At 61.5% G+C, this 17,484-nt stretch carries 24 protein-coding genes; 17 read left to right on the top strand and 7 right to left on the bottom strand.

Going from position 1 to position 17,484, the window contains the following annotated elements; translation table 11 throughout:
* The first annotated feature begins 126 nt into the window (after positions 1-126).
* From A2J01_RS31925 to A2J01_RS31910, 4 genes are all read left to right on the top strand, one after another.
* The gene (locus A2J01_RS31925; protein WP_003943731.1) at positions 127-672 is read left to right on the top strand and encodes a Dps family protein; all 546 of its coding nucleotides are present in this window, start codon (positions 127-129) and stop codon (positions 670-672) included.
* Between the two features lie 73 nt (positions 673-745).
* The gene (locus tag A2J01_RS37285) at positions 746-880 is read left to right on the top strand and encodes a hypothetical protein (RefSeq protein WP_256261806.1); all 135 of its coding nucleotides are present in this window, start codon (positions 746-748) and stop codon (positions 878-880) included.
* A 48-nt stretch (positions 881-928) separates the two neighbouring features.
* Positions 929-1,600, top strand: a complete 672-nt coding sequence (locus tag A2J01_RS31915) for an ANTAR domain-containing response regulator (RefSeq protein WP_042925720.1) — start codon at positions 929-931, stop codon at positions 1,598-1,600.
* A gap of 185 nt (positions 1,601-1,785) precedes the next feature.
* Positions 1,786-2,103 (top strand): WhiB family transcriptional regulator, encoded by a 318-nt coding sequence (locus A2J01_RS31910; protein WP_003943622.1) that lies wholly within the window; start codon positions 1,786-1,788, stop codon positions 2,101-2,103.
* 9 nt (positions 2,104-2,112) lie between these two features.
* Here the strand turns inward: A2J01_RS31910 and A2J01_RS31905 are convergent, their stop codons facing one another.
* Positions 2,113-2,550: a hypothetical protein gene (locus tag A2J01_RS31905; RefSeq protein WP_039972685.1), complete on the bottom strand. Its 438-nt coding sequence runs from the start codon at positions 2,548-2,550 to the stop codon at positions 2,113-2,115.
* Positions 2,551-2,787: 237 nt separating this feature from the next.
* Between A2J01_RS31905 and A2J01_RS31900 the strand changes: the two genes are divergently transcribed.
* Together A2J01_RS31900 and A2J01_RS31895 are read left to right on the top strand one after the other, a co-directional pair.
* The gene (locus A2J01_RS31900; RefSeq protein ID WP_003943620.1) at positions 2,788-3,222 is read left to right on the top strand and encodes an ATP-binding protein; all 435 of its coding nucleotides are present in this window, start codon (positions 2,788-2,790) and stop codon (positions 3,220-3,222) included.
* A complete protein-coding gene (locus A2J01_RS31895; RefSeq protein ID WP_003943639.1) occupies positions 3,219-4,001 on the top strand; it encodes a SigB/SigF/SigG family RNA polymerase sigma factor in 783 nt (260 codons plus the stop codon). The genes A2J01_RS31900 and A2J01_RS31895 overlap by 4 nt, the downstream gene beginning before the upstream one ends.
* 16 nt (positions 4,002-4,017) lie before the next feature.
* Here the strand turns inward: A2J01_RS31895 and A2J01_RS31890 are convergent, their stop codons facing one another.
* Entirely contained in the window at positions 4,018-4,266 is a 249-nt protein-coding gene (locus tag A2J01_RS31890; RefSeq protein WP_003943680.1) for a hypothetical protein, read from the bottom strand.
* A gap of 330 nt (positions 4,267-4,596) precedes the next feature.
* Between A2J01_RS31890 and A2J01_RS31885 the strand changes: the two genes are divergently transcribed.
* The 3 genes from A2J01_RS31885 (at position 4,597) to A2J01_RS31875 (ending at position 6,618) form a co-directional block, all read left to right on the top strand.
* A complete protein-coding gene (locus A2J01_RS31885) occupies positions 4,597-5,034 on the top strand; it encodes an STAS domain-containing protein (RefSeq protein WP_042452313.1) in 438 nt (145 codons plus the stop codon).
* An 86-nt stretch (positions 5,035-5,120) separates the two neighbouring features.
* A complete protein-coding gene (locus A2J01_RS31880) occupies positions 5,121-6,098 on the top strand; it encodes a YihY/virulence factor BrkB family protein (protein WP_003943713.1) in 978 nt (325 codons plus the stop codon).
* A 316-nt stretch (positions 6,099-6,414) separates the two neighbouring features.
* Complete coding sequence (locus tag A2J01_RS31875; protein WP_003943666.1) at positions 6,415-6,618, top strand: cold-shock protein; 204 nt, start codon at positions 6,415-6,417, stop codon at positions 6,616-6,618.
* 128 nt (positions 6,619-6,746) lie between these two features.
* On the opposite strand, the gene A2J01_RS31870 is transcribed toward A2J01_RS31875, so the two are convergent.
* Positions 6,747-6,986, bottom strand: coding sequence for a CDGSH iron-sulfur domain-containing protein (locus tag A2J01_RS31870; protein WP_003943717.1), 240 nt, complete (start codon positions 6,984-6,986; stop codon positions 6,747-6,749).
* Here A2J01_RS31870 and A2J01_RS31865 point away from each other — a divergent pair, their 5' ends adjacent.
* The gene (locus A2J01_RS31865) at positions 6,987-8,036 is read left to right on the top strand and encodes an iron-containing redox enzyme family protein (protein WP_042452317.1); all 1,050 of its coding nucleotides are present in this window, start codon (positions 6,987-6,989) and stop codon (positions 8,034-8,036) included. It abuts the gene before it with no gap.
* Here the strand turns inward: A2J01_RS31865 and A2J01_RS31860 are convergent.
* Complete coding sequence (locus A2J01_RS31860) at positions 7,993-8,691, bottom strand: HemK2/MTQ2 family protein methyltransferase (RefSeq protein WP_042452318.1); 699 nt, start codon at positions 8,689-8,691, stop codon at positions 7,993-7,995. The two genes, A2J01_RS31865 and A2J01_RS31860, sit on opposite strands and share 44 nt — an antisense overlap.
* Positions 8,692-8,800: 109 nt before the next feature.
* Here A2J01_RS31860 and A2J01_RS31855 point away from each other — a divergent pair, with 109 nt between their 5' ends.
* The 5 genes from A2J01_RS31855 (at position 8,801) to A2J01_RS31835 (ending at position 12,804) form a co-directional block, all read left to right on the top strand.
* Positions 8,801-9,568, top strand: a complete 768-nt coding sequence (locus tag A2J01_RS31855; protein ID WP_003943624.1) for a GAF and ANTAR domain-containing protein — start codon at positions 8,801-8,803, stop codon at positions 9,566-9,568.
* 233 nt (positions 9,569-9,801) lie between these two features.
* On the top strand, positions 9,802-10,506 hold the full coding sequence (locus A2J01_RS31850; protein ID WP_042452319.1) for a glycosyltransferase: 705 nt from the start codon (positions 9,802-9,804) through the stop codon (positions 10,504-10,506).
* The gene (locus tag A2J01_RS31845) at positions 10,503-11,441 is read left to right on the top strand and encodes an acyl-CoA dehydrogenase (RefSeq protein WP_047269036.1); all 939 of its coding nucleotides are present in this window, start codon (positions 10,503-10,505) and stop codon (positions 11,439-11,441) included. Before A2J01_RS31850 ends, A2J01_RS31845 begins: the two co-directional genes overlap by 4 nt.
* Positions 11,435-12,193, top strand: coding sequence for a PIG-L deacetylase family protein (locus tag A2J01_RS31840; RefSeq protein WP_003943643.1), 759 nt, complete (start codon positions 11,435-11,437; stop codon positions 12,191-12,193). The genes A2J01_RS31845 and A2J01_RS31840 overlap by 7 nt, the downstream gene beginning before the upstream one ends.
* Positions 12,190-12,804, top strand: a complete 615-nt coding sequence (locus tag A2J01_RS31835) for a class I SAM-dependent DNA methyltransferase (protein ID WP_042926398.1) — start codon at positions 12,190-12,192, stop codon at positions 12,802-12,804. The genes A2J01_RS31840 and A2J01_RS31835 overlap by 4 nt, the downstream gene beginning before the upstream one ends.
* Positions 12,805-12,856: 52 nt before the next feature.
* Here the strand turns inward: A2J01_RS31835 and tatA are convergent, their stop codons facing one another.
* Genes tatA through A2J01_RS31820 form a run of 3 tightly spaced genes read right to left on the bottom strand, consistent with a single transcriptional unit; the run spans position 12,857 to position 15,324 of the window.
* Positions 12,857-13,033 (bottom strand): Sec-independent protein translocase subunit TatA, encoded by a 177-nt coding sequence (tatA, locus tag A2J01_RS31830; RefSeq protein ID WP_003943732.1) that lies wholly within the window; start codon positions 13,031-13,033, stop codon positions 12,857-12,859.
* Positions 13,033-13,704 (bottom strand): Rid family hydrolase, encoded by a 672-nt coding sequence (locus tag A2J01_RS31825; protein WP_047269035.1) that lies wholly within the window; start codon positions 13,702-13,704, stop codon positions 13,033-13,035. Before A2J01_RS31825 ends, tatA begins: the two co-directional genes overlap by 1 nt.
* Before the next feature lie 39 nt (positions 13,705-13,743).
* Entirely contained in the window at positions 13,744-15,324 is a 1,581-nt protein-coding gene (locus A2J01_RS31820) for a flavin monoamine oxidase family protein (protein WP_007726538.1), read from the bottom strand.
* 238 nt (positions 15,325-15,562) lie between these two features.
* On the opposite strand from A2J01_RS31820, the gene A2J01_RS31815 reads away from it, so the two are divergent.
* Both A2J01_RS31815 and A2J01_RS31810 read left to right on the top strand, forming a co-directional pair.
* Positions 15,563-17,074, top strand: coding sequence for an APC family permease (locus tag A2J01_RS31815; protein ID WP_047269034.1), 1,512 nt, complete (start codon positions 15,563-15,565; stop codon positions 17,072-17,074).
* Positions 17,074-17,484, top strand: a 411-nt coding sequence (locus tag A2J01_RS31810; protein WP_156519466.1) for a helix-turn-helix domain-containing protein, incomplete at its 3' end; no start/stop codon positions are given. The genes A2J01_RS31815 and A2J01_RS31810, both read left to right, overlap by 1 nt.

Here is a 17,484-nt window from a genome sequence, read left to right as displayed (position 1 = left end):
GGCGACCCGGTGACAGAGGAGCCAGTAGCACTCGCGCACTGAACCTGACCGACACGCGATCCGATTGACGATGGCGCGAGACCGCCCCACTGGAGGGCGATCCCCATCAAGACGAGAGGAAAACATATGTCCGAGTTCACCGTACCGGGACTGAGCAGCGCAGACGGTTCGTCCGTCGCCGATATTCTGCAGGAACGCCTCAGCGCCTACAACGATCTTCACCTCACGCTCAAGCACGTTCACTGGAACGTCGTGGGCCCCAACTTCATCGGCGTGCACGAGATGATCGACCCTCAGGTGGAGTTGGTTCGCGGCTACGCCGACGATGTGGCCGAACGTATCGCGGCACTGGGTAACTCACCCAAGGGCACCGCGGGAGCAATCGAGCGCGATCGAACGTGGGACGACTACTCCGTCGGCCGCGACGACGCTCGTGCGCACCTCGCTGCGCTCGACCTCGTCTACACCGGGATCATCACCGACAGTCGCACCGCAATCGACAGTGTCGGCAAGATCGATCCGATCACCGAGGACATGTTGATCGGCCAGACGGCGCAGTTGGAAAAGTTCCAGTGGTTCGTTCGTGCTCACCTCGAGAACTCGGGTGGCAGCCTCGTACACGAAGGCGCGTCCACCGAGCAGGATGCCGCAAATGAGGCGCGTCAGAACTGATGCACCGTCCGCGGTTTCGGCCGATCGGGGGTCGGCCGAAACCGCACTCCCCACAACAGGAAAGGGCAAGAGCATGTCTGCGGACTCGCGCGGCACCTCGACACAAACACGTCGCGAGTATCAGATGTTCGTGTTGCAGCAGCGTTTGTTGTTCGGATCGATCCTGGCAGGCACCGCCCTTGGAGTTCTCGCGATCACCTACTTCTGAAATATCAGGGGCCGCAACCGTCGAAGACAGGACAGAAACGACACAATCATGAGTTCGAGCACTCTCCGCTCGATCGTTCGTAGCGATCGATTTGCGGCAAGCAGTTCTTCTCTTCTGCTCGTGGACAGCGATTTTCGTATCCAGGGCGCAAACGACGAATACCTTGCCGTATCCGGTCGCAGCCTCGATCAATTGCACCGAGTGGAAGTGTTCGAAGCCTTCCCCGACAATCCCGACGACTCGTTTGCCGATGGAATCTTCTCGTTGACAGCGTCATTCGAGCGCACGATGCGGTCCCGAACTCGGGACGCACTGCCGACTCAGCGTTACGACGTGCGCGACGAGCGCGGGAGCGGGATGTTTGTCACCCGCTATTGGAATACGGTGAATTCCGCCGTCACCGATGATGACGGCAGGGTCATCGGTGTGCTTCATCGTGTATACGAGGTTCAACGACCGCTGGCTCAGCAGTCCAGTTCGGCGTCAGACGTCCTCACCCGCCTTCGCGCGGAAAATGACGAACTGAGAAGAGCTTTGGATTCTCGGCCCTTGATCGAGCAGGCCAAGGGATTACTGATGGCCGAGCGTGAGTGCTCGGCCGACCAAGCCTTCGACTTTCTGGTCCAGATGTCGCAGGAATGGAACGTCAAGGTGCGCGACATCGCCGGTGGTCTTGTCGCCGCAGCAGAACGACGTGCCGTGGATCGAAAGAATTCCTGACGACCGGGATTCAAAAGTTGTACGGCTGGGTAATGACCGACCAGAGGTACCCCCGAAATCTTCCCCCTCGAGGGAGGAGCCTCGAAGGTCCCGCCGGTTCAGGCCGGCGGGACCGAGCTTTGCCTTAACACCCGACCTGGATCCGCGATCCGAGTCGAGTTCGTCACGCAGCGAAGGGAACGTCCATGTTCATGCGCTCCTACACATCTCCCAGGCCCCTTGCCGACGAGTGGGATTGGCAACTGTCCGGCACCTGCCGCGACACCGACCCCGCTCTGTTCTACGACGACACGAACGAGCGCGGCTCCAGGCGAGCGAAGCGCGAGAGTTCGGCGAAGCTGGTGTGCGCCAGATGCCCTGTCGTGCAGAGATGCCTGGTGCACGCCATCCAGACCGGGGAACCCCACGGAATCTGGGGCGGCATGACGGCGACCGAGCGAGAATCGTTGCGCAAAGCTCGAACTGAACCACTGATCAGTGCCGCGACGAGCTCACGAGAGTAGATAGGAACCTCAGGGCCTGGCCTCGTGGTGCCGCAAACCGTGCGTGCGGCGTCGCTCCTTCATCTCGGCTTCGAAGAGGTGCGGCACTCCGCCTGCCAGCTTGTCGCGCACCACTTTCTCGCATTCACGAAAAAACGACCAGTAGTTCTCGTCGAACTCTTCGACCAACTGGAAAGTCCAGCGCCCCTCGACCACGTTCCGGCCCATCAACTCGCCCTCGACCTGATCGGCCAGGTCGTCGTTGCCGCTGGATCGCAGTAGCTCGACGACCTCGTCGAGCATCAGATCGGCATGCCCTATCAGCTGATGGAAGTCGTACAGAGCACCGCGTGCCCGTTCCACCGTTTCAAGGGCGTTCGACAGCACTCCTGCCGCCTTCACCTCGTCATCAGTGACACCTTCCGGTCGTATGTGTACGGGGATCTGTCTGTCCGAATGGGTGTCCATGAAGCGGCTGTACCCGAACGACGCGAAAATGAAAGATGAGGATTCGGTACGTCCGCACCACAGGTGATGTGTCTCACAATTCATCCTCTAGTTCGGGTAAAGAGGGTTAGTTCGCCGGGCGAAGGGTAATCCAAGGCCATGAATACTTCCGGGGTAGAGATGGCTGGCACGCACGGCCGGTACCGGTCCTTGCCTCGGTCCGCCGGAATTACGCCACATCTACCTACAGGAAGCCCCTTGATCCCTCTGTCGAGTCCGACCGAAACCGAACTAACTCACGACTCCATCGCCTCGCTCCGCGTCCGCGCGTCGTACTCTCAACTTCCCACTCTGCGCGGAATCACCCGAACGGTTGCCAACAACACCGGACTCGATGTCGACGGAACAGCCGACCTTGCTCTGGCGATGGACGAAGTCGCGAGCATCCTCATCGGCCACGCGATACCGTCCAGCGACTTGACCTGCCGATTCGACACCGTCGGCCGCACACTTCGGACTGTCGTGTCCGTGATCGCGCACTCCGAGATACCCGACAAGTCGCACAGCTTCGGATGGTTCGTTCTCGAAGCGCTGGTCGATTCCGTCCGCTTGGAACAGTCGGAAATCGACGCGGACGGTCACATCACCCTGACGATGACGCTTGAAAAGGGCTTGCCCCAGGAGCGTGCGTGACCGCTGTCCCACCGGACAAGAAGGACCAGTACGAAACAGCTGTCGAACTGTTCGTCTCGATGGCCTCGCTTCCGCCGAATGATCCCAGCCGAGAAAAAATAACCACCTCGATCATCGAACTGTGCCTACCCCTGGCCACACACGTCGCTCGCCGATACCAGGGGCGTGGCCAGCCTTTCGAGGACTTGGAGCAAGTTGCTCGCGTCGGGCTCATACAGGCCGTGCAGCGATTCGACGTCGACAAAGGATCGGATTTCCTCTCGTTCGCCGTCCCGACCGTCATGGGTGAGGTTCGCAAGCATTTTCGCGATCACGGCTGGTCCGTGCGAGTGCCTCGTAGCCTTCAGGAACGGCACCTTGCCCTCAACCGGGCGCTCACGACTTTGTCCCAGACGCTCGGCCGTGCACCGACAGTCGCGGAACTCGCCAAGGAACTCGACATCGAACCGGACGAGGTCGAACAAGGTTTGACCGCCGGTAATTCGTACCGAACCACACCGCTCGACACCGCTTCCGCCGGCGACGGGAGTGGTCTGACTCTGATAGACACTTTGGGACAGTACGACGAAGCGATCAGTCGGATCGACAATCACGAAACCCTGCGGCCCGCGCTCCTGGCACTACCGGAGCGCGAGCGCACGATCGTCGTTCTCAGATTCTTCGGCCATCTCACCCAATCCCAGATTGCCGAAAAGGTCGGCATCTCTCAGATGCATGTATCCAGAATCCTCACTCAGTCACTGAAGCAGCTACGCACCGAGATGGGTGAAATCTTCTGAAGGTACGTCTCGAGGATCAGATGTATTCCTGCGCAAGACGTTCCAGCTCGTCTCGATCGATGAGACCGGGCTGGCCGATGTCGAGGGCCTCGAGATACTTGTTGGCGAGGCGGTAATCGTGCCCCCACCGGCCGTGCTCGCCGTCCTGCTCGGTGCGCTGCACACTGGAACCGGGCGGAACCTCGTCCCGCAAACCGTTGGTCTCCGCGCCGATCAGTGTGTCGAGCTTGGTCGAGATGGCCGTGAGTGCATCGCGGTCGTTCATCTGATTCCCTTCGTCCGGTGACGCTGATCTTCCACCATACCGAAGCGTCGAGCCAAAAACATTGCACCGCTTAATATTCGACCTCTCACCTGGACCGATTCACGCCCTCGAGCTACACTGAACGGTACCGAGGTTGAGAATACAGCCGGGGTTGAAGCCACTGGCGCTCGGTTCGCATCAAGGCTCTGGATCAGGTGAGTATTTCCTGCGCACATCTGTACTGTTCATTTCCATTGAGCTCTAAAGCTTTCCACGCCTGGACGCATTCACTTTCCGCGCCGCCAGATCGGTCGTCAGCCTTTCGATGAAAGCACACAGACCGGATCTGCCATGAATCTGAATGAACTCGACCACACACCGATCGATTCCATCGATCCCTCAACACAATTGGGGCCGATCGTGGAAACGCATGGTTTCGCGGCCTGGCGGATAGCGCCCTCGACAGTCCTGATCCGGGTCGACGTCGACCTCGACAAACTCTCCGCCCCAGAACTACGAGAACTTCTCAACTCGTACGCTGCGGAGTGGCCTCGCGTCATTCTGGACTTGTCCAACTCACTGTTCGTCGGTGCGGTCTGCCTCGAACTGTTCGCCGAGCTGAACTCCCGTTCGCGAGCCAACGACTTCCAGTGGGCCGCGATCGGGTCACACCCGCTTCGACGCTTGCTTCGCGCGGCGCGGGCGGAAGAGGAATTCCCGGTCACCAACTCTGTCGAGGGAGCAATGCGCGCGCTCGACGAAGCAGAGAAGTCACTCGAAGCCTCCTGACGCCACGGCTGCCCCGGCGTCGAGCGCCAGGCGCTCGCAGCGACTAAGGTTCGTCGGGCTGTCCGACGAGCTGAGAGAGACCGAGAATGACAATCGCCAAGCGCCTCGATGCCTTGCAACAGAAGCATCCGGCCCTGGGGTTCCCGATAGCGGTCCTCTACAAGTTCCTCGACGATCAAGGTGTTTATCTAGCCGCGCTGATCGCTTACTACGGCTTCGTCTCGCTCTTTCCTCTTCTTCTGTTGCTCTCGACCATTCTCGGCTTCGTGCTGTCGGGCAACCCTGAGCTTCAGCAACAGATCTTGGACTCCGCGCTGCATCAGTTTCCGGTGATCGGTGACGACCTGGGCAATGCGCAACAGATCGGCGGCGGTGTCACGGGTCTGGTGATCGGAATCGTCGGTGGTCTCTACGGTGGCCTCGGTGTCGCTCTGGCTTGCCAGAACGCGATGAACACGGTGTGGTCGGTGCCCCGAAACATGCGACCGGATCCCATCCGCGGGCGTCTCCAAGGGCTACTACTCCTCGGCACGATCGGTCTCGCGATCTTGGGGACCACCGCTGTCTCCAACATCGGCGGTGCGCTTCATCTGGGCGGTTCGTTCAGCTTCCTGCTGACCCTTGCGGTAGTCGTCTTGAATGCGGGCATCTTCATCGTCGCTTTCCGGCTCACCTGCGCCCGCCCGCTCTCGGTAGCCGATGTGGCACCTGGAGCGATCGCCGCTGCTGTTCTCTGGCAAGCACTTCAGTCCTTCGGTGCCCTCTATGTGACCTCTGTGGTGCGGGGTGCCTCTACCACCAATGGCGTCTTTGCCATCGTTCTGGGTTTGTTGGCCTTCTTGTTCCTCGCTGCAGCCTCGATCGTCATGTGTGCGGAAATCAACGTCGTGCGAGTCGACAAACTCCATCCGCGGGCGTTGTTGGCTCCGTTCACCGACAACACCGAACTCATCGAAGGCGATCGGCGCACCTTCGCCGATCAAGCAAAAGCACAACGCGCGGTTCCCCACGAGAACATCCATGTGACGTTCGACGGGCACACCAAACCCGACGATTCGGACTGATCTCGACCCCGATCGAGTTGGGTATTTGGTCCCCTCCTCGGTATCGGGGTGGCATTCTGCGCCGCGAATCCAGATTTAACACAGGTGTTGTCATTTCACGCTGCATCGAAGGGACGAATACATCACAGCAGGTGAACGCGCATAGTTGAACAATCACCTGCTTGCGACGTGGTCCCGGAACGGGACAAAGCCGTCAAATACTGCAACTCGCCATGCATGTAATTGGAGACAGAAAAAGAAGAGCATGGCAGGATCAGGTGTGAGACCGGACTCTCGATGGGAGGGCTCGGCTCGATGGATCCAGGAGAATTTGGTTATGGCTCAGGGCAGTGTCAAGTGGTTCAACGGTGAAAAGGGCTTCGGATTCATCGAGCAGGAAGGTGGCGGACCGGATGTGTTCGTTCACTACTCGGAGATCCAGGGCAGCGGCTACAAGTCCCTCGACGAGGGCCAGAAGGTCGAGTTCGAGATCGGACAGGGCCAGAAGGGCCCCCAGGCTCAGAACGTTCGCGCCATCTGAGTTCGATCCCAGTCTGACTTCAGACTGAAAAGGCTGGACGCTGCACCGCATGGTGCCGGCATCCAGCCTTTTCTTGGTTTCCGGATCGTCTTGGTTCACGGGTCGGGCTTGTTCCGAATTGGCACCGGTTACGTCGCTCTCGCCCGCTTCTTCTTGTGGGAGCTGTCGCAGAACGGCGCGATGCCGGTCCGCCCACATCGACACAATGCAACCGTAGAGCGCTTGTTCTCTATCGGGGTTCCGTCGTCACGGAGCAACTCGAAGTCACCACGCACCAGCAGCGGGCCGTCCGTGCAGGCGGTTATGGTGGTGTTGTTACCGGGAACACTCGGTGTTTCGGCAGATGACGATTCGGGAAACGCGGTCATATGTCCTCTTCAGTTCTCGATTCGGCCACTGGCGTGCCCACTTCCATGCCTGTTCCACAGGCCCGCGGCCCACTGAGCGCCACTCTCGTTTCCATTCTGCGCTCCTCGGCCGATCCGAGGGAGATTACGGCTGCCGCTGACGCGTACGAGGATGCACAGTCCACCGACCTCACCTACGACATTCTTCGTGACGACGACGCTCAGCTGACCCTGACGCTCCTCTACGAGCTTCATTTGCAGGGAATCGAGAACGTCTCGGACAAATGGGAATGGAATCCGGACCTGCTCGCGGTGCGGTCTCGGCTCGAAGAGCGTTTCGAGTCCGCCATCGCGCAACTCGTGGGGACAGTGGAGTCGTCTGGCGACGTCGTGGCCGACCTCTGGTCGATGACCGCCCCCAGTGCAGGCCCCGGTCTTGCGTCCTTCATGGCGAAGGATGCAACGATCGATCAGTTCTCGGAGGTGCTGATTCACCGTTCGCTCAATCAGCTCCGCGAGGCGGATGTGCACACCCTCGGAATTTCGCGCCTCTCCGGTGCCGTCAAGGCCGCCCTCGTCGAAGTGCAGAGCGACGAGTACGGAGGCGGCCGCGCAGAGCGAATGCATTCGCGTCTTTTTGCCGACACCATGCGGGCTGTAGGTCTTTCGGACCGCTACGGCCACTACATCGATTCTGTTCCCGCGGTAACGTTGGCGTCGTTGAATGCTCTCTCGCTCTTCGGTTTTCATCGCCGCCATCTCGGAACGCTGGTCGGGCACCTGTGCGCTGTCGAGACCACGTCTGCGCTGCCGAGCAAACGATACAGCGCAGGACTGCGCCGACTCGGATTCGGTTCGGACGCGACACTGTTCTACGACGAGCACGTGGAAGCGGATTCCGTTCACGAACAGATCGCCGTTCGGGAACTTGCCGGCGGTCTCGCCTCTTCGCAGCCGCACCGCACTGATGACATCTTGTTCGGCGCCGCAGCGTGCCTGGCGTTCGACGATCTTCTCGGCGATCACCTCACATCGAGTTGGGAGAAGGGCAAGACTTCGTTGCGCGAATGATCACGAGTTGTTCGATTTCCTGACCGGTGGTGATCAACCCTCGTGCCTCGAGCATGGTGCGCCTCTCGCGCATCACGGGCCCGAAGGGAACGTACTTCCGGGCTGAAATCTCTACGGCCATACCGTGTTCTTCGAGTATCGCCTCGGTCTTGTCGACCCCACACAGCACCGATTGCAAGAGAAGCAGTGTGCCGCCCGGGACGAGCACCTCGTGAACGGTGGCTGCGATCCTGTCGATGAGGGCGCGTCCGTCCTTGCCTGCGTCCCAAGCACGTTCGATTCCAGCGGTAGGGAGATCATCTGCAAGAGCAGGGACGTACGGCGGGTTGGAGATCACCAGATCGAAGAGTTCGCCGTGCACCGCCTCGGTGAGGTCGCCACGACGGGAGTCGATCGAGGTTCCGTTGAGGATCCCGTTGAGACGAGCATTGGCACACGCTCGGCGAGATATGTCGACCCCGACGACGTGGCCTGCGCCTGCCGCGGATGCCGCGACAGCGAGGGCGCCGGTCCCCGTGCACAGATCCAGCACCCGACTGCGAGCGGTGAGGCGCTCGAACAGCAGCGCATCCGCCAGTAACGACGTGTCGTGTTGCGGTGGATACACACCAGGTAAACGCAGGATCATCATCGGCTCCTCTTTTTCAGGCGACATCGCACATCGCTGCGTGCGGCTACCCAGGAACCTCGGATTTCATGCAACATCGAAGCAAAGACCGCCTGGAACGGTTACATCGCCGCAATTTGCGGAGTAGACCTGAATCATGACAGGCAATGCGGACACCCCACAGGGAGCCGCGGCGTTTGCTTCCGCAGCAGATTCGCTCGACACCCTCGCCGAAGCGATTGCCGGACTCCGGTCCACTCTGAACACGGACGCGCATCTCGACTCCATGCTCCAACGTCTGGCCGAGACGGCGGTCAAAGCGCTGCCGGATGCCGATGCTGTCAGCGTGACGGTGCTGTCCGCCGATGGCCCACGAACTGCTGCATCTACCGCGGACTACCTTTCCGCGATAGACGATGCCCAGCATTCCGCCGATCGTGGTCCGTGCGTTGACGCCGCGCGCACCATGTCGTCGGTTCGGTCGAAGGTGGGTGATCACGACGACAAATGGCCGGAATTCACCGCCGAGGCCCGGAAACAAGGTGTCCGGTCCTACTTGTCCGTGCCGCTCACCATGGGCGAAGGAAGCACCGAACTTCTCGGCGCGTTCAACGTCTACGGATTCGCCTCGACAGAGTTCAAGCCCTTCGACGAAGAGTTGATGAAATTGTTCACCGCCGGTGCGGGCGCGGCGATCGCAGATTCACGACGCTGGCGTCAGGCACACGAGCACATCGAACAGTTGCACTGCGCCATGGAATCTCGTGCCGAGATCGAACAAGCCAAGGGCGTGCTGATCGCCATCCACGGCATCGACGCCGACGAAGCATTCAGCCGGCTCGTTCAGCAATCGCAGCACACCAACGTGAAACTGCACGAGGTGGCCCGGATGCTCGTCGATTCGGTGCGCCACCGCCGGTTCTGAAGATTCTTCGGTGCAAAACCCCGTTTTGCACCCGAAAGCACAGTCGCAAAACCCCGTCTTGTACCCCGCCGGCACATCTCTCAAACGTATCCAGAGATGTTTCACCGAAACAGTTTTCGACCTGCACGGCTGCTGGCGGTCGCGCGGCGGCACCCGTCCGAAATGTGGTTATCTGTTGAGAACCGGGACGAAAGAAGACCCGACCGTACCAGGGTGAGGAAAGGATCGTCACTGTGCCAATCGACCAGGTTCTTGTCGTAGTTCCCGCCCACAACGAAGCCGAAGACCTCCCCAATTGCCTTCGTGCACTCGCAACAGCGGCGTCGGCTTGCGTTGTCCCCGTCCGAGTGGTTGCCGTCCTCGACAACTGTTCGGACGGAACCGCGGGGGTCATCCCCGACGGGGTGGAAGTACTCCGCGTCGAGCATCAGAACGTCGGCCGTTCGCGAGCGACGGGTTTCTCTGCGTTCGGCTCGGATTTGGGGGCCTCAGCGTGGTTCGCCACGACCGATGCCGATTCGGTGGTAGGCCCCACCTGGATTGCGCGCCAATTGGAGTATGCGCGTACTGCGGACGTCGTCGCGGGCACCGTTCGCATCGCAGACTGGGAAGGCCATCCGCACTCCGTTCGCGAACGGTACGAACGTATGTACCACGCACATCCCTATGGTCGACACGGTCACGTCCACGGTGCCAACCTCGGTGTCCGCGCCGATATGTACTGGGACGTCGGAGGATTCTGCGATCTCGAAGAAGACGAGGATGTCGATCTCGTCCGGCGGTTGAGCGAGGCCGGTGCCTGTATCGCGTGGGCAGAGGACATTGCGGTCACCACGTCTGCGCGTCTCGACGGCCGAACTCCGGGCGGCTTTGCCGGACATATCCGTAACCTGGGTGGTACGACCGCCGATAACGAAGAAGCGGAGCTGGCACGATGAAACGACTACACACACTCCTGGACGCAGGTGGACTGTACTTGCCGCTGCCCGGCGGCGGCGCGACGGCCGCACGGTGGACCTCCCTGGCAGAGCTCACACGGGAGAATGTGGTTCTCGGCCGGATGGCTGAGGCTCACACCGATGCCGTCGCGATACTCACCGAACTCGACGGACCGGATCCCGAACCCGGGCAGCTGTGGGGAGTGTGGGCGGCCGAGCCACCCCAACCTGTGGTGAATGCGTCTGAGCACGTGGGGATCTGGACGCTCACCGGTCGCAAGTTGTGGTGTTCCGGCGCCAACACCTGCACGCATGCACTGATCACCGCCTTGGTCGACGGTGTCCCCTCCCTCTTCGCGGTCGAGCTCGGACTACCTGGGGTGCATCCCGTTCCCGATTCGTGGAAGGCCGTCGGTATGGCCGAAAGCGACTCCAGCGCGGTCGACTTCGACATGGTTCCGGCCATACCGGTCGGGACGGCAGGCGACTACCTGAGCCGCCCGGGGTTCTGGCACGGCGCGATCGGCGTGGCTGCATGCTGGTACGGCGGCGCCTGCGGCGTCGCTGATCCGTTGTACGACAAGGCTGCAAGCAGCGAAGACCCCTACGTACTCGCACACCTCGGTGCGGTCGATGCAGCGCTCGCCGCAGCGCGCAACGCGCTCGCAGTCGCGGCGGCCGAGATCGATGCGGATCCCTTCGACGAAAATGCCGAGGCCATGCATCGGGCACTCCGTGTGCGCGCAATTGTCGAGCGCGCCGCTACCGAGACCCTGGATCGGGTGGGACGCGCTCTCGGCGCCGCACCGCTCTGCATGGACGCCGCGCACGCCGCACGGGTAGCCGATCTCACCGTCTACTTGCGGCAGAGTCACGCCGAGAAGGATCTCGCCGAGCTGGGCCGGATTGCAGCCAAGGGGAAACGGCCGTGGTGAACTCGAAACTGTTCGCGCAGAAACCTGTCGACGACGGCGGTACTCCCGAATCGACATGGCGGGAGTGGGGAAGAAGTTTTCCGGAACTGGATCTCACCGGATGCTCACGATTGATCATCGTCGCTCCCCATCCCGACGACGAAATACTCGGTCTGGGCGGAACCGCTCTTCTGGCAATACTTTCCGGCATCAGTGTTCAGGTCGTATCTGTCACCGACGGCGGAGCTTCGCATCCCGATTCACCGACCGTGACTCAGCCCGAGATGGAACGCCGTCGACGGTCCGAGTCGGATCGGGCAGCGCGTGTCCTCGGAATTCCCACACCGGTTCGATTGAGCATCCCGGACGGAAAGATCGGCGAGAACCGACAGGAGTTGACCGACCGCCTCAGCTCGATTCTCGGTGATTCCTCGGCGGATACCTGGTGCGCCTCCACGTGGCGCGGGGACGGCCACCCGGACCACGAAGCCACCGGAGACGCGGCGGCGAGGGCGTGCGCGGACACTGGATCGCGATTGATCGAGTATCCCATCTGGGCGTGGCATTGGGCCGCGCCGGATCATGCGGCAGTCCCGTGGGAAAGAGCACGAAAGGTGACCTTGCCCTCCGACGTTCAGGCTGCGAAATCTGCTGCCACCAATGAGTTCACTTCACAGATCGCTCCGCTTTCCGATCATCCCGCGGATGCACCCATCCTCCCCCGCCACGCGATGGAACGATTACTGAGGCCGTACGAGACGGTGTTCGTATGAGCGATCGTGAACTCCCCGCGGATTACTTCGCCAAGATGTATGCCGCACAGTCCGACCCATGGGATTTCGAATCCCGCTGGTACGAGCAGCGGAAGTACGCACTCAGTGTCGCTATGCTCCCGAAACCTCGATACCGTCGCGCATTCGAACCGGGGTGCTCGATCGGGGTTCTCACCGAGAAGTTGTCCGAGCGCTGCGACAGCGTTCTCGCCACCGACATCGTCCCGACCGCACTCGAGAGCGCTCGAGCGAGGCTTACCGGACATGACTCCGAATTTCGGCTCTGGGCGTTGGGTGACGACTGGTCCGACGAAACCTTCGACCTCGTCGTCATCAGCGAAGTCGGCTACTACCTGACCTTCGAAAAGCTCATCGAGGCAATGCTGCAGGTCGTCGAGCATCTCGAGCCTGGCGGAACGCTGCTGTGCGCCCATTGGCGTCACGTCGTACCGGAGTACCCGCAAAACGGTGACGCCGTTCATTCGGCTGTGCGCCAGACGCCGGGGTTGGCGCAGTTCGCGTCGTACCAGGACGAGGACGTGCTGATCGATGTCTTCGTGAAGGGTCCGCCGTCACCACCGTCGGTAGCTCGTTCCGAAGGTCTGATCTAGTAGACCTGTGCGCGGTTGAGGAGTGTGGGGACTCCTCGACCGCGCACGGGGGTCAGTCTCGCTGCTCCAACGCGAGGTCCGTATCCGACTGCAGTTCACCGACTTCGGACTTCAGGATCCGCATCGACCTGCCGAGGCCCCGGGCCGCGTCGGGCAGCTTCTTCGAACCGAACAGCACCACGAGCACTACTGCGACGATCGCCCAGTGAGTCGGGCTGAGCGCGCCCATCAGGCGGGTTCCTTGCCGTCGGGGTACACCGCATCGACCTCTACCTCGACGAGCCAACCGGCAACGGGCAGTCCGGCAACCTCGAGGGCGAAGCGGGTGGGCCGGGCGCTGTTTCGCTCGATCGGAGCGATCGGCTCGGCCGTGCCCATCGGCACCAACTCGGTGTCACCCGTGTCGAGATTGGTGTTGGCGAAGAACTGCCGGTACGCGCGATTCCATCCGGTGTAGTCGGCCTTGTCCGATCCCGGCGCGTTGTCGAGGAAGACGCGCATCGTCACGACGTCTTCGAGACTCAATCCCTGAGCTTCGAGGTTGTCGCGGATCTTCTTGAGTACATTGATGCCCTGCGCCTCGGTGACGGTGACACCGGTCGGCAGAACACCGCCGGAGAACTGACCGTCGATGTACGACTCCGGCGAACCTTCCGGCGCCGCCTTGTTTCCTGCCGACGGACCGATGCCGCTGGTCTTGTAGATTGCGGTGTCGCCGCCGATCGCGACGCCCTGAGCGATCATCGGGTTTGCCTGCCCCGCTTCGAGAATCGATTTCGAGACGAACGAACTCGATGTGGTCTCGGCGTCCGCCTCGTCAGACGAGCAGGCAGTGGCGAAGCCCAGTAGCGTAGTGGCGGCGAATGCCGCTGCAAGGACCTTGGTTCTGCGAGATTTCATGATGTGACCTCCAGAGAAAGTGATGGAAAACGAAGCACGTCAGGCAGTTTGCGCAACACGCTGATGCAGGTGGGTCACGACGTCCTGCGCGGACGTGAAGGCCCCGTGCTGCCAGGCGATGGCATTGGAGAGGTGATCGCCGGCGAAGTAGATCCGGTCGACGGGTTCGAGCAGCTTGGTGTACTCGGGAGTTGCCATGCCGCCGTGGGAATCTCCCGCGCCGGCCCATGATGCCCAGGCGGATTCCGAATACTTGGTGCGACGCCAGCTTCCGGAGAAGGACGACGAGATGTCGCGAGTGTATTTGTCGCCGTGGATTTCTGCGCCTTCGGCGATGGCCTTGGCCAGCCGCTGACGGTGGGTGAGCGATTCGAAAGCCTGTTGACGCTTACCCGAGCTGTAGTACGCGACGACGACGCCGCGGTCGGAGTTGTAGTGGTCGTAGGGGAACATGATCTGGGAGATGTCGCGGTCGGTGTTGGACGCGCCGCCGTAGATGCGGTCCTCGGTCTCCCACCACCGACGCGAGTATTCGATACCGAGCTTGCCCGACGACGACGGCTTGGCTGCATCCAACGCGAGCAGGATGTCGGAGGGCAGGTTGTTGTTCAGCCGCTTGATCAGGTGCGGTGGGATCGTGCAGATTGCGTAGTCGGCGGTGATCGACTTGGATTTGCCGTCGACGACGTAGTCGACGGTGACGCCTTCCGGCACGTTCTTCATGCCGCTGACTTCGGCGCCGAACTCGATGTTGTCCATCCCGATCGCGTCCTGGAACTTGTAGTAGATCCGGTCCATGCCGCCGACGGGGGTCATCATCGTCATGGCCTGGTCGTAACCGAACTCGAAGGAGAATGCACGCCCGATGCCGCCCTGGATGACATCGCTCATCCCGAATGGTTCGATCTCGGTTCCGAAGTTGAGGCCGGCGCCCGGCTCCGCGGAGTGCCCTCGACGCGAGGATCCGACGTAGCGGCCGTCACTGGAGAGATCACCGAAGTCGGTGAGGAAGGACGAGAGTGCTTCTTTGTCTTCCTTGCTCAAGACCTGGTCGAGAGCGCCCTGATTGGTGGCCTTCTGCAGCAGCTCGGACATGTATCCGTAGGTGTCGGCTTTGGCTGCTCGGTAGGTTATCGACTGATTCGCCAGCGGCTTGTTGCCGGTGTAGTTGACGAAGGTGTTCGCGTTCTGGTTTCCGAACATCTGCAGTTCGACGCCCAGTTCGCGGCAGTAGTCGATGGTGTTGTGATTTTGCGGAATACGCGTCGCACCGAGGTTGTAGAAGTGCCCCTCGGAGAACGAACAGGTCTGTGTCTCACCGTTCAGGTCGGTTTCTTCGGTGCCGTTGCGGATCGACCACACCCGACCACCCGGGCGGTTGCGTGCTTCGAGGACGGTGACCTTGTATCCGGCCTTCTGCAGTTCGTAGGCGGAGCACAGCCCGGACGGTCCGCCGCCGAGGATCACGACGGAGTGATTTCCCTTGACCTTTCCGATCAGGTCACCCGCAGCAGGTGCCTGAAATCGCCTCGGCGTCGACGCCACTGCCGGCGCCAGGCCGATGGACGACATAGCACCGAGTGCCAGGCCGGCGCCGCCGGTGATTCCCAGGCTGCGCATGAAAGATCTACGTGTGTATGGCATTCGAGCTCCCCAGTGTGCTCCCGGTGACCCGGGTGGTTGGTGTTGAACACAGACTTCAGGAGCGTTGGGTCCGGAACTTGACGCGCAGGAAACAGTCGGTGGGGACCGAGTGAGAAACGTGCGAGCGTTCGCATCTTGCTCTCTCACCCGAGTGCGATCAGCGGAAGCATGCCCGCAATATCGGCGTTACAGAACCGGACTAGCGTGACGCGACATGTCCGCTCTAACCGAAGCCATCGCGCGGTCCTTCACCACGCGCGAGAAGCAGCCCCCGGCGCGATCACCGCTGCGGGCGTTGGGCCGTCGGCAACTCTCGGGCGCCGAAGTGCTGGCCCAGTCGGTGGCAACCACTGCCCCTGCTGTGTCGATGGTCGTTCTGCCCGTCACCATGCTGACACACGGCCGATTGTTGAGCGGGATGATCACCATCATCGCGGCCACCGTGCTGGTGACGCTCATAGCCTTCTGCGTTTCGCAGTTCACTCGCCGAATGGCTGCGTCGGGCGGATTGCACAGCTTCGTCTTTCGTGGCCTGGGCACCCGGGCAGCATTGACCACCGGCATCGCCATGCTGGTCAAGTACGTCGGCAGCGCGGTGATGACGCTCTATCACGGCGGACAGGCCGCAATCGCATTGCTCGGCTTCGCGGGTGTGCACGTGGACAAGACTTTTCACGTCATCGCGCTCTATCTGGGGATAGCCTTGCTGATTCTCGGCGCTCTCGTGCGAAGTGTCAGATTTGCCGCGCTCGCGATCCTCGTCGTCGAAAGCTGTTCACTTCTGTTCATCGTCGGGCTCATGATCCTGGGCGGTTCCGGAAGTCAACAAGCACAGATCGTTCCACCCACCTCCGGCCACGGGTTGTTACTCACCGCCCTGGCTGCCGTGTTCGCTCTCGCCGGATTCGAGAGCGCGGCCTTCTTCGGCCCCGAGGCCCGTCGCCCGCTGGTAACCGTCACCCGCACAGTCCTTCTCACTCCGATCATCTGTGGATCGCTCTTCATCTTCGCGGGCTGGGCCGCTTGGTCCGGGCGCAGTGACACCCTCGTCAACGCCTATCTCCACGGAACGGCGACGGGCGTGAGCCCCGGTGTCGTGATCGCGCTCAACGTCGGTCTGGGGTGCTCGTGGCTGGCGTCCTCGATGGCGTCATCCAATGCTGCGTCACGCCTGGTCTATTCGTTCGGTGTCGAGCGCCTACTCCCCCGCCGGTTCGCCTCGGTTCACAGTGCCTTCCGTACGCCCTACTTCGCATTGACTACCGTGGTCTGCACCGTCCTGCTGGGCGGCGGAACCTTTGCCGTTCTCGGGCGCGGAGAAATCTTCGACGACGTTCGACTGACTGTTCGCGGCGCCGTCATCGTGGCCTATGCACTGGCGGCTATCGCATCCGTTGTCTTCCTGACACGGATCGGCGAGCACACTCCCGGCGTTCTCGCGGCCGCGTCGTGTGGCAGTGGTGCCGGAGCGATAGTCCTCGGTTACCTGGTTTATGCCAACACGATCGACCACGCGTACGTTGCACCGATCGCCGTGCTCGTGATCCTGACTTCGGGCACACTCTGGCAGTTCTACCTGCGACGCCGAAGCCCCAAAAGTCTGCTGCACGTCGGCGCTTTCGACAGTCCCGAAACCGAGGACGTACTACCAGGAGCTGGGGTGTTCGCCACCGACGCAGCCGGAAACATCGTGCTGGTGGGCGAGCCGACTGCCGGCGCCCGCTGATGGTGGGCCGACCACGCGACCTCGGTGGGCACGAACCCCGAGCGGTTCAGCGCGCCCTTGCCCTCCTCGAGTCGGCGGCCAGGCTCGGATCGGGAGCCACCGCCAAGGACATTGCCGCCCTGGCCGACATCCCACCTGCCACTGCGTATCGGTTACTCAACATCCTTGTCGCCGACGGTTACCTGGTTCGGATCGCCGACCTCTCCGGCTTCGCACTAGGCCGACGCACCCGTGAATTAGCCGGGGCTGCCGCCGAACCCACACCCATCGACAATTCGGTGCTCCTCGAAGAACTCCGCGAGCAGCTACGGTTCGGCGTCTACCTCGCGTCGTTTGCAGAAAACAGAATTCGGCTCGTCGATCGCGATCCCGACCACGAACTCAGTGGTGAACGGACACTGGTCACAGCC

The sequence above is a fragment of the Rhodococcus sp. EPR-134 genome (assembly GCF_001647205.1).
Taxonomy (GTDB): domain Bacteria; phylum Actinomycetota; class Actinomycetes; order Mycobacteriales; family Mycobacteriaceae; genus Rhodococcus_F; species Rhodococcus_F qingshengii.
Note: the sequence above shows the minus strand (reverse complement) of the source record. Positions and strands in the feature narration are given on the sequence as shown.

Bases quoted from the DNA above. Each gene is read 5' to 3' on its own strand.
- A2J01_RS31925 (WP_003943731.1), top strand. From the start codon at position 127: ATGTCCGAGTTCACCGTACCGGGACTGAGCAGCGCAGACGGTTCGTCC.
- A2J01_RS31885 (WP_042452313.1), top strand. From the start codon at position 4,597: ATGAATCTGAATGAACTCGACCACACACCGATCGATTCCATCGATCCC.
- A2J01_RS31865 (WP_042452317.1), top strand. From the start codon at position 6,987: ATGTCCTCTTCAGTTCTCGATTCGGCCACTGGCGTGCCCACTTCCATG.
- A2J01_RS31910 (WP_003943622.1), top strand. From the start codon at position 1,786: ATGTTCATGCGCTCCTACACATCTCCCAGGCCCCTTGCCGACGAGTGG.
- A2J01_RS31860 (WP_042452318.1), bottom strand. From the start codon at position 8,691: ATGTCGCCTGAAAAAGAGGAGCCGATGATGATCCTGCGTTTACCTGGT.
- A2J01_RS31855 (WP_003943624.1), top strand. From the start codon at position 8,801: ATGACAGGCAATGCGGACACCCCACAGGGAGCCGCGGCGTTTGCTTCC.
- A2J01_RS31845 (WP_047269036.1), top strand. From the start codon at position 10,503: ATGAAACGACTACACACACTCCTGGACGCAGGTGGACTGTACTTGCCG.
- A2J01_RS31890 (WP_003943680.1), bottom strand. From the start codon at position 4,266: ATGAACGACCGCGATGCACTCACGGCCATCTCGACCAAGCTCGACACA.
- tatA (WP_003943732.1), bottom strand. From the start codon at position 13,033: ATGGGCGCGCTCAGCCCGACTCACTGGGCGATCGTCGCAGTAGTGCTC.
- A2J01_RS37285 (WP_256261806.1), top strand. From the start codon at position 746: ATGTCTGCGGACTCGCGCGGCACCTCGACACAAACACGTCGCGAGTAT.
- A2J01_RS31880 (WP_003943713.1), top strand. From the start codon at position 5,121: ATGACAATCGCCAAGCGCCTCGATGCCTTGCAACAGAAGCATCCGGCC.
- A2J01_RS31915 (WP_042925720.1), top strand. From the start codon at position 929: ATGAGTTCGAGCACTCTCCGCTCGATCGTTCGTAGCGATCGATTTGCG.
- A2J01_RS31835 (WP_042926398.1), top strand. From the start codon at position 12,190: ATGAGCGATCGTGAACTCCCCGCGGATTACTTCGCCAAGATGTATGCC.
- A2J01_RS31870 (WP_003943717.1), bottom strand. From the start codon at position 6,986: ATGACCGCGTTTCCCGAATCGTCATCTGCCGAAACACCGAGTGTTCCC.
- A2J01_RS31875 (WP_003943666.1), top strand. From the start codon at position 6,415: ATGGCTCAGGGCAGTGTCAAGTGGTTCAACGGTGAAAAGGGCTTCGGA.
- A2J01_RS31815 (WP_047269034.1), top strand. From the start codon at position 15,563: ATGTCCGCTCTAACCGAAGCCATCGCGCGGTCCTTCACCACGCGCGAG.
- A2J01_RS31825 (WP_047269035.1), bottom strand. From the start codon at position 13,704: ATGAAATCTCGCAGAACCAAGGTCCTTGCAGCGGCATTCGCCGCCACT.
- A2J01_RS31905 (WP_039972685.1), bottom strand. From the start codon at position 2,550: ATGGACACCCATTCGGACAGACAGATCCCCGTACACATACGACCGGAA.
- A2J01_RS31820 (WP_007726538.1), bottom strand. From the start codon at position 15,324: ATGCGCAGCCTGGGAATCACCGGCGGCGCCGGCCTGGCACTCGGTGCT.